Here is a 13,769-nt window from a genome sequence, read left to right as displayed (position 1 = left end):
CCACAGGGGATTGCGTTTGCGACATGCGCGTTGGCGACATGCGGGTTTACGACGTGCGCGTCTGCCACATGCAGGCGACGAGACGCGCTTTCATAGGCTGGACATCGCGAAGCGTTGTCCTCCGCCGGTACCAAGATGGCGGACAAGCCATCGGCATGTCCGCCCAACAAGGTCGCAGGCCATGCGGATATGGGTCTACAACGCTGCGATCAGCGCAGCCACTCACGCATCGCCACCAGCAGCAGAAAGTGCCCCGGATAGAACAGGTACGCCCAGCGCCGCACAGGGGGTACCGCCAGCGGCAAGCGCTGACGCAACAGCCAGAGGCCGAACAGCGGCGCGCCGGCGCAACTGAGGATGACGGCCCAGGCGAAGGGATCGCCGCGCAGCGCATCGACATAGAACGGCGGCCAGTAGTTGCCGAGCAGGCACAGCAGTACCGGCCACACCGCGCCGGGATTGGGTCGCTTGAGCGCATAGAAAAACGCTGCCGGCAGCAACGCACCTGCGAGGCCGAACATCAGCCAGGGATGGCCGACCGCCGCCAGCACCAGCGCCGCAATACCCAGCCAGCGCCGCTGGCCATGGGGGTGTTGCACAGCGCTGGCAATCAGCAAGCCAAGCGCCAGGGTGGGCAGGACATTGAACGACTGGGGCGCCTGCACCAGCAGTCGGTACGGCCATTCGGATAGCAGCGCGAACGCCAGCAGCAGGCCGAGATAACGCAGAGGGATAGACGGCCGTTCGCTTGTCGTTGGCCGCGCCAATACAGGCCGTGCCAAGTTAGCTGCGATTGCCAGACAGAACAGCGGGAAGGCCAGACGGCCCGGAATGTAAACCGCATAGAGCTGCGGCCAGACATGCCGCAGGTGATCGATCAGCATGCTCAACAGCGCCAGCCATTTGAGCAGGTCCAGTGCGGCGTCGCGGGTTGCGCCTGCCGCAGTGGGCTGTGGAGCAGTGGGCGAGGGATTCGACATGGTGGCGTCAGCTTTCAAAGGGCATACCTGACGTTACCCCAATGCCGAGCGCCAGCTACTGCAATTTGCTGTCACAGCTGCTCGATGCGTTGACCAGGCGTTGCTGCAGCGCGGAGTCGGGCGGCGACTGACGGCCCATTGCCTGCAGTTCGGCTTCAGTGAATTCGCTGCTGATCTTGTCAGCCGCGCATTCGCAATACGCTGTCAGCTGCGCTTCACTGTGGTCCGATTGGGCGCTGGCTACGCATTCGCGGGTGAACTCGGCGGTCGCGTCAGCCGACCATTCGGCAGCAGCCGGCAAGGTAAAGGCCAAGGGTGCGAAAAAGGCGATCAGGTGTCGGTAGTTCATGCTGGATTTCCTGTTCAGAGCAACGCTCGGCAGGCATGCCGAATCCCTATTTCTGAGGCCGACTGGCGCCGTGAGTTCCTTTCATTTGTTCCGCAGGCGGTGCCACAGCCAGGCCGCTTGTGCCGTCCGGGGCCGGCGCGCCGTCAAGACTGTCAGCCGGGCCAAACAGCGCCTGGAATGAACAAGATGTCGCCGCAACGTCCGCCGGGTCATGCCCGCGCAGGTAAAGTAAGCCCATCCGCCGGCTCGCTCGGCGCCCCACGTCCGACGCCCGATAGAAGGAACTAGCAATGCCTGACTTATCGCAACAGTTCGCCAGCGACAACTACTCCGGCATCTGCCCGGAGGCCTGGTCCGCCATGGCCGAGGCCAACCAGGGCCACGACCGCGCCTACGGTGACGACCAGTGGACCGCCCGCGCCGCTGATCACTTTCGCCAGCTGTTCGAAACCGATTGCGAAGTGTTTTTCGCCTTCAACGGCACCGCCGCCAATTCCCTCGCCCTGGCCGCGCTGTGCCAGAGCTACCACAGCGTGATCTGCTCGGAAACCGCCCACGTCGAAACCGACGAATGCGGCGCGCCGGAGTTCTTCTCCAACGGCTCCAAACTGCTGCTGGCGAAGACCGAGAACGGCAAGCTGACGCCAGAATCGATTCGCGATATTGCGATCAAACGCCAGGACATCCACTACCCCAAGCCGCGCGTGGTGACCCTGACCCAGGCCACGGAAGTCGGCACCGCCTACCGTCCCGAAGAAATTCGCGCCCTCAGCGCAACCTGCCGCGAGCTGGGCCTGCACCTGCATATGGACGGTGCGCGCTTCTCCAATGCCTGTGCCTTTCTCGGCTGCAGCCCGGCCGAGCTGACCTGGAAAGCCGGCGTCGACGTGCTGTGCTTTGGCGGCACCAAGAACGGCATGGCGGTCGGCGAAGCCATTCTGTTCTTCAACCACGACCTGGCGCGCGACTTCGAATACCGTTGCAAGCAGGCGGGCCAGCTGGCCTCGAAGATGCGTTTTCTCTCGGCACCCTGGGTCGGTTTGCTGCAGGACGGCGCCTGGCTGCGCTATGCCCACCACGCCAATCGCTGCGCCCAACTGCTCGCCGAATTGGTCGGCAACATTCCCGGCGTCAGCCTGATGTTCCCAGTAGAGGGCAACGGGGTGTTCCTGCAGATGTCCGAGCCCGCACTGGAAGCGCTACGCGCTAGAGGCTGGCGTTTCTACACCTTTATCGGTGCCGGCGGCGCACGCTTCATGTGTTCATGGGACACCGAAGAGGCCCGCGTGCGCGAGCTGGCAAGGGACATTCGCGAAGTAATGGCGGTCTAGAAAGCGCTGTTTTTCAGGCATTAAAAAGGACGGCAGCGCCGTCCTTTTTTCACATTGCCTTCGCGGCCGACGCGTTGATGCGACGTCGGCGCTAACGGCGCTGTGTTACTGCTGCATGCTGCCGTCGCCGCGATTGGCTGGCGCTACACCGGTACCGGTGCCTGAGCCTGTGCCCATGTCGCTACCGGTTTCCGCACCCGCATCGGTGCCACGGTTGTCGTCGTGCTCAGGCATGCCCGACTCTTCGACGCTTTGGTCAGCACCGGTGTTTACCCCAGCGCCGCGACCGGTAGTGGAGCCGTCAGGAGTGCCGACGCCAGGAGTAACAGCCTCGGAACCGGTGCCTGTGGTACCGGTGTTATCAGTTGCGTGAGCGTTGCCGAGCACTGCGAACAGCCCGGCGAAGGTCAGGGCAGTCAAAGTCTTGGTGTTCATAAAGATGCCTCCAGATTTTTCTGCTAGTGATTTGCTTGACACCTAACTGAGGCCACAAGAACCTCAAAAAGGTTTAGGTAAAATCGCTTTGCAGAATATGTCGGCAGTGCGAAAGATCACCGCCATGCCATCGACAGGCGCTGAGTACGGATAGCTAGGTGATTTAGCCACGTAGGGTGGACATGCCGCGGGCTTGTCCACCGAAACGCCGCCCCTCACTCAATAATCAATCGTCACATCGCCCTTGGGCACGCTGCAGCAGGAGAGGATGTAGCCTTCCGCGACGTCCTCGTCGGTGATCCCGCCGTTGTGTTCCATCTGCACCTCGCCCGCGATTTTCATCACCTTGCAGGTGCCACAGATGCCCATGCCGCAGGCTTTGGGAATATGCAGACCGAGCTTAGCCGCGGCGGCATGCACGGTTTCGCCAGGGTCGACGCGGATGCTTTTGCCGGTGCCGATGAATTCGACCTGGCGCTGCTCGGCGACCGGCACGGGTGACGCCTCTGCCGCTTCGGCGGCGAGCTCCTTGACCTCGGCACGCACCTCGGGTGGCGTCGCACCAAACGATTCCTCGTGGTAGCGGCGCATGTCGTAGCCGCTCGCTTCGAGCAGACGCTTGACCGCGCTCATGTAGGGCGTTGGCCCGCAGCAGAAGATTTCCCGATCGAGGTAATCCGCGGCGATCAGCTCCAGCATCTTCTGGTTGAGGTAGCCGCGGTAGCCTGCCCAGGCCTCGCCCAGGCCATGTTTTTCGCAGATCACATGGAGGCTGAAGTTGTTGATCCGCGCAGCCATGTGCTCCAGCTCGCGGTAATAGATGATGTCCTTGGGCGAGCGCGCGCTGTGCACGAACACCATGTCGACATTGGCGTTGGTGTCGTAGAACCAGCGTGCCATCGACATCACCGGGGTGATGCCGACCCCGCCACTGAGAAACAGCACCTTGTCCGCGGGAAAGTCCATGGCGTTGAACAGCCCCACCGGACCGTGCACCGCGAGCATCTGCCCTTCCTGCAGGTTGTCGTGCAGCCAGTTCGAGACCTTGCCGCCCGGCACCCGTTTGATGGTGATGGAAAAACTGTAGGGCACCGACGGCGAACTGGAGATGGTGTAGGAGCGCATGATCGGCTGGCCGTCGATCTCCAGCTCCAGGGTGACGAACTGCCCCGGCTTGAAGAAAAACAGCACGGGCTGATCGGCCATGAAACAGAAGGTGCGCACGTCCCAGGTTTCCTGGATCGCTTTAACGCACCGCACCAGATGACGGCCGTTGCTCCAGGTCTGGGTGGTGACGGGATTGAGGAAATCGTTCGACATGGTCGTTCTCGCGCGCGGCAGCCTGATTACGGCCTCTTGGCAGCGATTGTGCGCAACGGCTTTGCCGCTCATTTACCTGCCAGCGACATTTACATGCTTATCGCGACCTGCCAGATGCCACGCGGTTTGCCGCGTCGGAAACGGATGTGAGCATGTCGCCCATGGATAAGGTCAACCCCGCAGCCAACTCCACACTCCGCCCCATACCAAGCCGCACGCGCCAAAGATCGGGCAGCCGTGCAGCGACCTTGCTACCGCCACTTTTTTGCGGCAATCGCAGGCGCGATTCGCCATTGAGGAGTCACCGATGGACGCCACTTCCACCCTGAGCCTGGGCGATGTGCTCGAACCGGCGCGCAAGGCCACCGCCGAAATGCTGCAGACCCGCGAACGCACCTTTTCCCTACCGCAGCCGTTTTACAACGACGAGCGGCTGTTCCAGATCGACATGCAGGAGATCTTTCACAAGGAATGGTTGATCGCCGGCATGACCTGTGAGATCCCGACCAAAGGCAACTACCTGACCCTGCAGATCGGCGCCAATCCGATCATCGTCATTCGCGGCGCCGAGGGCGTGGTGCATGCCTTCCATAACGTCTGCCGCCATCGCGGTTCGCGGCTATGCACCAGCGACAAGGGCAAGGTGGCCAAACTGGTCTGCCATTATCACCAGTGGACCTACGAACTGGACGGTCGCCTGCTGTTTGCCGGCAGCGAGATGGGCGCAGATTTCGACATGAGCCAGTACGGTTTGAAGCCGGTGAACTGCAAGACCGCCGGCGGCTACATCTTCATCAGCCTGGTCGAAAACCCGCCGGCCATTGATGATTTCCTGTCGACCCTGAGCCATTACATGGAGCCCTATGACATGGAGAACACCAAGGTGGCGGTGCAAACCACCTTGATGGAAAAGGCCAACTGGAAACTGGTGCTTGAGAACAACCGCGAGTGCTACCACTGCAGCGGCTCACACCCGGAACTGCTGAAAACCCTGCTGGAATGGGACGACGTAACCGACCCGCGCGCCAGCCAGGCGTTCAAGGACCACGTCGCCGAGTCCGCAGCCAAGTGGGACGCCGAGAAGATCCCCTACGCCCACGCCAGCTTCGGCCTGCGCAACCGCATCGTGCGCATGCCGTTGCTCAAGGGCACGGTATCCATGACCCTGGATGGCCAGCAGGGCTGCAAGAAACTGATGGGTCGCATCCAGAACCCCGACCTCGGTTCAATGCGCATCCTGCACCTGCCGCACTCGTGGAACCACTGCATGGGCGACCACATCATCGTGTTTACCGTGTGGCCGATCAGCGCCCAGGAAACCATGGTCACCACCAAGTGGCTGGTGCACAAGGATGCCGTCGAAGGCGTCGACTACGACGTGGCGCGCATGCGCGAAGTGTGGGATGCGACCAACGACCAGGACCGCCGCCTGGCCGAAGAAAACCAGCGCGGTATCAATTCCTCCGCCTACCAGCCCGGCCCGTACTCGAAGACCTACGAGTTCGGCGTGGTCAACTTCATCGACTGGTACAGCGAGCGCATGCTGAGCAACCTCGGCGCCGCGCCAGCGCCCTACCTACGCCAGGTCGGCGCGGAGTAACGCCATGTCGCTAGGCCTGGGACTGCTGCTCGGGCTGACCGCCTACGGTCTGCTGGCCGCCCGCCGTACCCACGTCTAGCGCCAGCCAATTGAGACCCTCCTCAAGGGGTCGCCTTGCCCCTGCCGGATACCCCGCGCAGGGGCTTTTTTATGTGCCGCTGCACGATGCGCCTCTATTGGCGAGCCTGCGGTGAAGCCAGACCACCTCGCCGCCGGAACCCGTAGGGCGCGCCATGCGCACCGGCCCCTCCACGTTCAGTTGGTGCCCGCGGCCCAGGCAACCCCGCTCACCCTGCGCTAACCCCAGCGTATCCGAGCGCGACCCGGCTTTGACGCTTTCGGCAATCCCCCGGTCGTTTTTGCACCGGGTCATCCGAGCCCTCGGCGATATGCTCGTTCCAAAGCGCCAAACGGGTTTGGCGATACCTGTCAGAGGGGACAGCCTGATGAGCCCAGCCGAAGTGCACGCCGACAGCATCGTCATCGACGGTCTGATCATCGCCAAGTGGAACCGCGAACTGTTCGAGGACATGCGCAAGGGCGGCCTGACCGCCGCCAACTGCACCGTGTCGGTGTGGGAGGGTTTTCAGGCCACGGTGAACAACATCGCCGCCAGCCAGAAGCTGATCCGCGAGAACAGCGATTTGGTGATGCCGGTGCGCACCACCGCCGATATCCGCAAGGCTAAAGAGCAGGGCAAGACCGGCATCCTCTTCGGCTTCCAGAACGCCCACGCGTTCGAGGACCAGATCGGCTATGTCGAGGTGTTCAAGCAGCTTGGCGTGGGCATCGTGCAGCTGTGCTACAACACCCAGAACCTGGTCGGCACCGGCTGCTACGAACGTGACGGCGGGCTGTCCGGCTTCGGCCGCGAGATCGTTGCCGAGATGAACCGCGTCGGCATCATGTGCGACCTCTCCCATGTGGGGTCGAAAACGTCAGAAGAAGTGATCCTCGAATCGCAGAAGCCGGTCTGCTACTCCCACTGCCTGCCGTCCGGTCTGAAAGAACACCCGCGCAACAAGTCCGATGAAGAGCTGAAATTTATCGCCGACCACGGTGGCTTTGTCGGCGTGACCATGTTCGCGCCCTTCCTGGCCAAGGGCATCGACTCGACCATCGACGACTACGCCGAAGCCATTGAATACGTGATGAATATCGTCGGCGAAGACGCCATCGGCATCGGCACCGACTTCACCCAGGGCCACGGCCAGGACTTCTTCGAGTACCTGACCCACGACAAGGGCTACGCCCGCCGCCTGACCAGCTTCGGCAAGATCATCAACCCGCTGGGCATCCGCACTGTCGGCGAATTCCCCAACCTCACCGAAACCCTGCTAAAGCGCGGCCATCCCGAGCGCGTGGTGCGCAAGATCATGGGCGAGAACTGGGTACGCGTCTTGAAGGATGTCTGGGGCGAGTAAGCGCCTCACTCGCGAACGAACACGACCCGTAGGGTGGATGACGCTCTTTTCATCCACCAAGCCCCACTCGCAGGCCCACCTGCGCGGTGGATGGATAAAGCGTCATCCACCCTACCTATTACCTGATTCCGGAGTTTCAACACATGGCTACCCACGCACCCGAAATGCCTATCCAGGTCGACGACGAAACCGGCGTCTGGACCACCGACGCGCTGCCAATGCTCTATGTGCCGCGGCATTTCTTCGTCAACAACCACATGGGCATCGAGGAAGTGCTGGGCGCCGACAAGTACGCCGAGATTCTCTACAAGGCCGGCTACAAATCCGCCTGGCACTGGTGCGAGAAAGAGGCCGAGTGCCACGGTCTGGAAGGCGCGGCGGTGTTCGAGCACTACATGAAGCGCCTGTCGCAGCGTGGCTGGGGCCTGTTCGAGACGCAGAAGCTGGACCTGGAAACCGGCCATGCCGAGGTCAAGCTCAAGCACTCGGCCTTCGTCTACGTGTACGGCAAGGTGGGGCGCAAGGTGGACTACATGTTCACCGGCTGGTTCTCCGGCGCCATCGACCAGATTCTCGCCGCCAAGGGCAGCCCGATCCGCACCGTCACCGTGCAGGAATACGGCGGTTCCGAAGAAGGCCACGACGATGGCCTGTTCGTCACCCGCCCCCTGTAAGCCGCCTCCACATCAATGCCACGGTGGATGGCTGCGGCCATCCACCCTACGCAAGAACACCGCGCACCGTGAGCGCATCGCAGCCGAATCGAGGAGAAGGTCATGGCCTTCGAAGCAATGTTCCAGCCGATCCAGATCGGCAAACTGACCATCCGCAACCGCGTGCTCAGCACCGCGCACGCCGAGGTGTATGCCACCGACGGCGGCATGACCACCGAGCGCTACGTGCAGTATTACGAAGAGAAAGCCAAGGGCGGCATCGGCCTGGCGATCTGCGGCGGCTCCTCGGTGGTGGCCATCGACAGCCCGCAGCAGTGGTGGAGTTCGGTCAACCTGTCCACCGACCGGATCATTCCGCACTTCCAGAATCTGGCCGACGCCATGCACAAGCACGGCGCCAAGATCATGATCCAGATTACCCACATGGGCCGTCGCTCGCGCTGGGACGGCTTCCACTGGCCGACCCTGATGTCGCCGTCCGGCATCCGCGAACCGGTACACCGCGCCACCTGCAAGACCATCGAGGTCGAGGAAATCTGGCGGGTGATCGGCAACTATGCCCAGGCCGCACGCCGTGCCAAAGAAGGCGGCCTGGACGGCGTCGAACTGTCCGCCGTGCACCAGCACATGATCGACCAGTTCTGGTCGCCACGGGTCAACAAGCGCACCGACGAATGGGGCGGCACCTTCGAGGGGCGGATGAAGTTCGGCCTGGAAGTGATCAAGGCCGTGCGCGCTGAGGTGGGTGACGATTTCTGCGTCGGCATGCGTATCTGCGGCGACGAGTTCCACCCGGACGGCCTGTCCCACGAGGACATGAAGCAGATCGCCGCCTACTACGACGCCACCGGCATGATCGATTTTATTGGTGTCGTGGGCTCAGGGTGCGACACCCACAACACCCTGGCCAACGTGATTCCGAACATGAGCTACCCGCCGGAGCCGTTCCTGCATCTGGCGGCCGGGATCAAGGAAGTGGTCAAGGTACCGGTGCTGCACGCGCAGAACATCAAGGACCCGAATCAGGCCACGCGCATTCTCGAAGGTGGCTATGTCGATATGGTCGGCATGACCCGCGCGCATATCGCCGACCCGCACCTGATCGCCAAGATCAAGATGGGCCAGGTCGACCAGATCAAACAATGCGTCGGCGCCAACTACTGCATCGACCGCCAGTATCAAGGCCTCGACGTGCTGTGCATCCAGAACGCCGCGACCAGCCGCGAGTACATGGGCCTGCCGCATATCATCGAAAAATCCACCGGGCCGAAACGCAAGGTGGTGATCGTCGGTGGCGGCCCGGCCGGGATGGAAGCGGCACGCGTCGCTGCCGAGCGCGGCCACGACGTCACGCTGTTTGAAAAGAAAGACGCATTGGGCGGGCAGATCAGCCTGGCCGCCAAGGCGCCGCAACGCGACCAGATGGCCGGCATCACCCGCTGGTTCCAGCTGGAGCTGGCGCGCCTGAACATCGACCTGCGCCTGGGCACTGGCGCGGACGAGGCGAGCATCATGGACCTGCGCCCGGACATTGTGGTGCTGGCCAACGGTGGCCATCCGTTCCTGGAGCAGAACGAGCACTGGGGCGCGGCCGAAGGCCTGGTGGTCAGCAGCTGGGACATCCTCGACGGCACGGTTGCCCCCGGCAATAACGTGCTGGTGTACGACACCATTTGCGAATTTACTGGCATGTCGGTGGCCGACTTTATCGCCGAGAAGGGCGCGAAAGTGGAAATCGTCACCGACGACATCAAGCCCGGTGTGGCCATCGGTGGCACCAGCTTCCCGACCTACTACCGCAGCCTGTACCCAAAGGAAGTGATCATGACCGGCGACCTGATGCTGGAGAAGGTCTACCGCGAGGGCGACAAGCTGGTGGCGGTGCTGGAGAACGAATACACCGGCGCGAAAGAAGAGCGGGTGGTCGATCAGGTGGTGGTGGAAAACGGCGTGCGCCCGGATGAGCGCCTCTACTACGCACTCAAGGAAGGCTCGCGCAACAAGGGCCAGATCGATGTGGAAGCGCTGTTCGCCATTCAGCCTCAGCCGTGTTTATCCGAGGCGGGCGACGGCTATTTGCTGTTTCGCATCGGCGACTGCGTGGCCCAGCGTAATACCCATGCGGCGATCTACGACGCGCTGCGGTTGTGCAAGGACTTCTGAGTCACGCCCTCGGTGGACGGCTTCGGTCATCCCCTAAGAGGCGGCTTATGCGATGCGGCCTGTGTAGGGTGAATAACGCCCTGCTTATCCACCGCGGGTAACACAGAATTGAATACGGTGGATGGCTTCGTCCATCCACCCTACGGATCATCTGAAGGGTGCGGCCATGCTGAACACCATCCTGCCCATTCTGTTGTTCGCCGCGCTGGCATTGGCGGTGATGGGTGCAGTCAAACGCTTCTTTATGTGGCGCCGCGGGCGGCCGGCGCAGGTCGATTGGCTGGGCGGCCTGCTGGCCATGCCGCGCCGCTATCTGGTCGACCTGCACCATGTGGTCGAGCGCGACACATACATGTCACGCACCCACGTCGCCACCGCTGGCGGCTTCGTGCTGGCGGCGGCGCTGGCGATTCTGGTACACGGTTTCGGCCTGCATAACCGCATTCTCGGCTTTGCCCTGCTTGGTGCTACCACGCTGATGTTTGTCGGCGCGCTGTTTGTCGCCAAGCGCCGCCTCGATCCGCCCTCGCGGCTGTCGAAAGGCCCGTGGATGCGCCTGCCGAAAAGCCTGCTGATGTTTGCCGGCAGCTTCTTTATCGCCACGCTTCCTGTTGCTGGGATTCTGCCCGCCGACTTTGGTGGGTGGTTTCTCGCTCTGCTGCTGACGGTTGGCGTGGCCTGGGGCGTGTCCGAACTGTTCTTTGGCATGACCTGGGGCGGCCCGATGAAGCACGCCTTCGCCGGCGCCCTGCACCTGGCCTGGCACCGGCGTAGTGAGCGCTTCGGCGGTGGTCGTTCGACCGGTTTAAAGGCCTTGAACCTGAATGACCCGAAGGCCCCGCTGGGCGTGGAAAAACCCACGGACTTCACCTGGAACCAGTTGCTCGGCTTCGACGCCTGCGTGCAGTGCGGCAAGTGCGAGGTGGCCTGCCCGGCCTTCGCCGCCGGCCAGCCGTTGAACCCGAAGAAGCTGATTCAGGACATGGTGGTCGGCCTTGCAGGCGGCAGCGACAAAGGTTACTTCGGCAGTCCCTACCCTGGCATTCCGGTTGGCGAGCACGGTGGCGGCCCGCACCAGCCCATCGTCAATCTGCACGGCAAAGCGCTGGTCGAAGCACAAACGTTGTGGTCCTGCACTACATGCCGCGCCTGCGTCGAGGAGTGCCCGATGATGATCGAGCACGTGGATGCCATCGTCGATATGCGCCGTCATCTGACCCTGGAAAAAGGCGCCACGCCAAACAAGGGCGCCGAGGTGCTGGACAACCTGATCGCCACCGACAACCCCGGCGGTTTCAATCCCGGTGGACGGCTGAACTGGGCGGCGGATCTTAACCTGCCCTTGCTTAGAGATAAGCAGAGCGTTGATGTGCTGTTCTGGGTTGGCGACGGTGCCTTCGATATGCGCAATCAGCGCACCCTGCGCGCCTTTGTCAAAGTGCTGAAAGCGGCCAAGGTCGACTTCGCCGTGCTCGGCCTGGAAGAACGCGACAGCGGCGACGTGGCGCGGCGTCTGGGCGATGAGGCAACCTTCCAGCTGCTGGCCAAACGCAATATCGCCACCCTGGCCAAGTACCAGTTCAAACGCATCGTCACCTGCGACCCGCACAGCTTCCATGTGCTGAAAAACGAATACGGTGAGCTGAGCGGCCGCTATCAGGTGCTGCACCACAGCACTTATATGGATGAACTGATCACCGGCCAGAAACTCAACCTGGGCCAACACAAAGGTGGTTCGGTTACCTACCACGACCCCTGCTACCTGGGCCGCTATAACGGTGAATACGAAGCGCCACGGGCGGTGCTCAAAGCCATCGGTATCGAAGTGAAGGAAATGCAGCGCTCGGGCTTTCGCTCCCGCTGCTGCGGCGGCGGCGGCGGTGCGCCGATCACCGATATCCCTGGCAAGCAGCGCATCCCCGATATGCGCATGGGCGATATCAAGGAGACCGCTGCCGAGCTGGTGGCCGTGGGTTGCCCGCAATGCACGGCGATGCTCGAAGGCGTGGTCGGCCCGCGGCCCGAAGTCAGGGATATTGCCGAGCTGGTGGCGGACGTACTGATCGAGGGCGTGGCCGAGGCCAAAAAGCCGGCATCGGCCAAACCTGAAATGGCGGAGGTGCCGTGATGAAGGCGTCCACTTTTCGCAGGTTGGCGTTGAGCGTAGCGATAGCCAACGCGACATCCGCTTATCGTCAGGTATCGGGGAGAACCGCCCATGAGTGACATCATTCGCCGTGATCCGCGCGCCGAGTGGATCGCGCGCAACCGCCTGCACCCGCTGCACGCGGCCATGCAGAAGACCGAACCCAGTTGGCTAAGCGCCCATGGCGTGCTGCGCAAGAATCCTCATGCCATCGGCTTTATCGGCCCTAACGGCCTCAAACGCATCGACCGCTCCGGCGCCCAGCAAGGCGGCGCAGCCAAGCGCTCGAGCACCAACGAAGTGGTGCAGCTGCCGTTGCAGGTGATCGAGCAACCGGCATTTAGCATCTGCGTGGTGCCAGATATGCTCGGCGGCCGCCTGAGCGCCCATGACAAGGATCTGCTTGGCCTGGCCCGGCAACTGGCCGGCAGCGACGGCGCGGTGGTTGCCGTGGTATTTGGCGAGCACAAGGAAAACGCTTTCGACCTGGCCGGTGTCGACCGCCTGCTGCACCTCGCCGATAACGCCTTCGACGGCTACGCCCCGGAGGCGCGGGTATTGGCCCTGGGCGCGGTGGAGCGGCAATTGGCGCCACGCCATTGGCTGCTGCCGGACAGCCGCAGCGGTGGCGGTGAGCTGGGCCGGCGACTGGCAGCCAAGCTCGGCGAGCGCCCGGCAACGCGGGTCTGGCAGGTCGCCGACGGCATCGCCAGCGGGCGTGCCGGCGCCGGCCGTGAAGATCTGATACGCCGGGCGCCCCGGCTGATCCTGGCAGCCGCCGAATGCGCCGAGCCGGTCAGCGAAACCCGCCACGAGGTTCGGCCACTGGCGCTCAGTGATGCGCTGCTCAGTCACTTGCCACGGATTCAGGACCTGGGAGCGGTTGCGGTCGACCCGGCGCAGATCCCCATGGCCGAAGCTGAATTTATTCTCTCCGGCGGCAATGGCGTAAAGGACTGGGCGCTGTTTCACCAGGCTGCCGCCGCGCTGGGAGCGACCGAAGGCGCCTCGCGGGTGGCGGTGGACGATGGCTTTATGGGCCGCGACCGCCAGGTTGGCGCGTCCGGCATCTGGGTGACCGCGCGGGTCTATCTGGCCGTGGGGATTTCCGGGGCAATCCAGCACCTGCAAGGCATCGGCGCCTGCGACAAGGTGATCGCGATCAACCTCGACCCCCGCTGCGACATGATCAAGCGTGCCGACCTTTCGGTGATTGGCGATTCGGCCGCAATCCTCCAGGCGCTGATCGAGCGGGTTGCCGCTCATCGGCAGGGAGGCGCGCGTGATGCGGCATAACCAGCTCGAAGGGTGGATGACGCCTCATCCATCCACCATCACCGCCCACAC

11 protein-coding genes are annotated in these 13,769 nt (G+C 62.9%); 7 read left to right on the top strand and 4 right to left on the bottom strand.

Going from position 1 to position 13,769, the window contains the following annotated elements; translation table 11 throughout:
- Positions 1-209 precede the first annotated feature (209 nt).
- Both ACX0MV_RS17525 and ACX0MV_RS17520 read right to left on the bottom strand, forming a co-directional pair.
- Positions 210-980: a TraX family protein gene (locus ACX0MV_RS17525; protein ID WP_458983803.1), complete on the bottom strand. Its 771-nt coding sequence runs from the start codon at positions 978-980 to the stop codon at positions 210-212.
- A 55-nt stretch (positions 981-1,035) separates the two neighbouring features.
- Positions 1,036-1,329: a hypothetical protein gene (locus ACX0MV_RS17520; RefSeq protein ID WP_458983802.1), complete on the bottom strand. Its 294-nt coding sequence runs from the start codon at positions 1,327-1,329 to the stop codon at positions 1,036-1,038.
- 290 nt (positions 1,330-1,619) lie between these two features.
- Between ACX0MV_RS17520 and ACX0MV_RS17515 the strand changes: the two genes are divergently transcribed.
- A complete protein-coding gene (locus tag ACX0MV_RS17515) occupies positions 1,620-2,660 on the top strand; it encodes a threonine aldolase family protein (protein WP_458983801.1) in 1,041 nt (346 codons plus the stop codon).
- Between the two features lie 105 nt (positions 2,661-2,765).
- Here ACX0MV_RS17515 and ACX0MV_RS17510 read toward each other — a convergent pair whose 3' ends face one another.
- Both ACX0MV_RS17510 and gbcB read right to left on the bottom strand, forming a co-directional pair.
- A complete protein-coding gene (locus tag ACX0MV_RS17510) occupies positions 2,766-3,095 on the bottom strand; it encodes a hypothetical protein (protein WP_458983800.1) in 330 nt (109 codons plus the stop codon).
- Positions 3,096-3,314: 219 nt separating this feature from the next.
- Positions 3,315-4,415, bottom strand: coding sequence for a glycine-betaine demethylase subunit GbcB (gene gbcB / locus ACX0MV_RS17505; protein ID WP_458983799.1), 1,101 nt, complete (start codon positions 4,413-4,415; stop codon positions 3,315-3,317).
- Positions 4,416-4,722: 307 nt separating this feature from the next.
- Between gbcB and gbcA the strand changes: the two genes are divergently transcribed.
- The 6 genes from gbcA to etfA all read left to right on the top strand — a co-directional run bounded on the left by gbcA (position 4,723) and on the right by etfA (position 13,718).
- On the top strand, positions 4,723-6,015 hold the full coding sequence (gene gbcA / locus ACX0MV_RS17500) for a glycine-betaine demethylase subunit GbcA (protein ID WP_458983798.1): 1,293 nt from the start codon (positions 4,723-4,725) through the stop codon (positions 6,013-6,015).
- A gap of 446 nt (positions 6,016-6,461) precedes the next feature.
- Positions 6,462-7,439 (top strand): dipeptidase, encoded by a 978-nt coding sequence (locus ACX0MV_RS17495; protein ID WP_458983797.1) that lies wholly within the window; start codon positions 6,462-6,464, stop codon positions 7,437-7,439.
- Between the two features lie 143 nt (positions 7,440-7,582).
- Entirely contained in the window at positions 7,583-8,113 is a 531-nt protein-coding gene (locus ACX0MV_RS17490) for a DUF5943 domain-containing protein (protein ID WP_458983796.1), read from the top strand.
- Between the two features lie 102 nt (positions 8,114-8,215).
- A complete protein-coding gene (dgcA, locus tag ACX0MV_RS17485) occupies positions 8,216-10,276 on the top strand; it encodes a dimethylglycine demethylation protein DgcA (RefSeq protein ID WP_458983795.1) in 2,061 nt (686 codons plus the stop codon).
- A gap of 166 nt (positions 10,277-10,442) precedes the next feature.
- A complete protein-coding gene (dgcB, locus tag ACX0MV_RS17480) occupies positions 10,443-12,404 on the top strand; it encodes a dimethylglycine demethylation protein DgcB (RefSeq protein WP_458983794.1) in 1,962 nt (653 codons plus the stop codon).
- 90 nt (positions 12,405-12,494) lie between these two features.
- Complete coding sequence (gene etfA / locus ACX0MV_RS17475) at positions 12,495-13,718, top strand: electron transfer flavoprotein subunit alpha (RefSeq protein ID WP_458983793.1); 1,224 nt, start codon at positions 12,495-12,497, stop codon at positions 13,716-13,718.
- Positions 13,719-13,769 lie beyond the last annotated feature (51 nt).

Source organism: Pseudomonas cistanchae (genome assembly GCF_054483635.1).
Note: the sequence above shows the minus strand (reverse complement) of the source record. Positions and strands in the feature narration are given on the sequence as shown.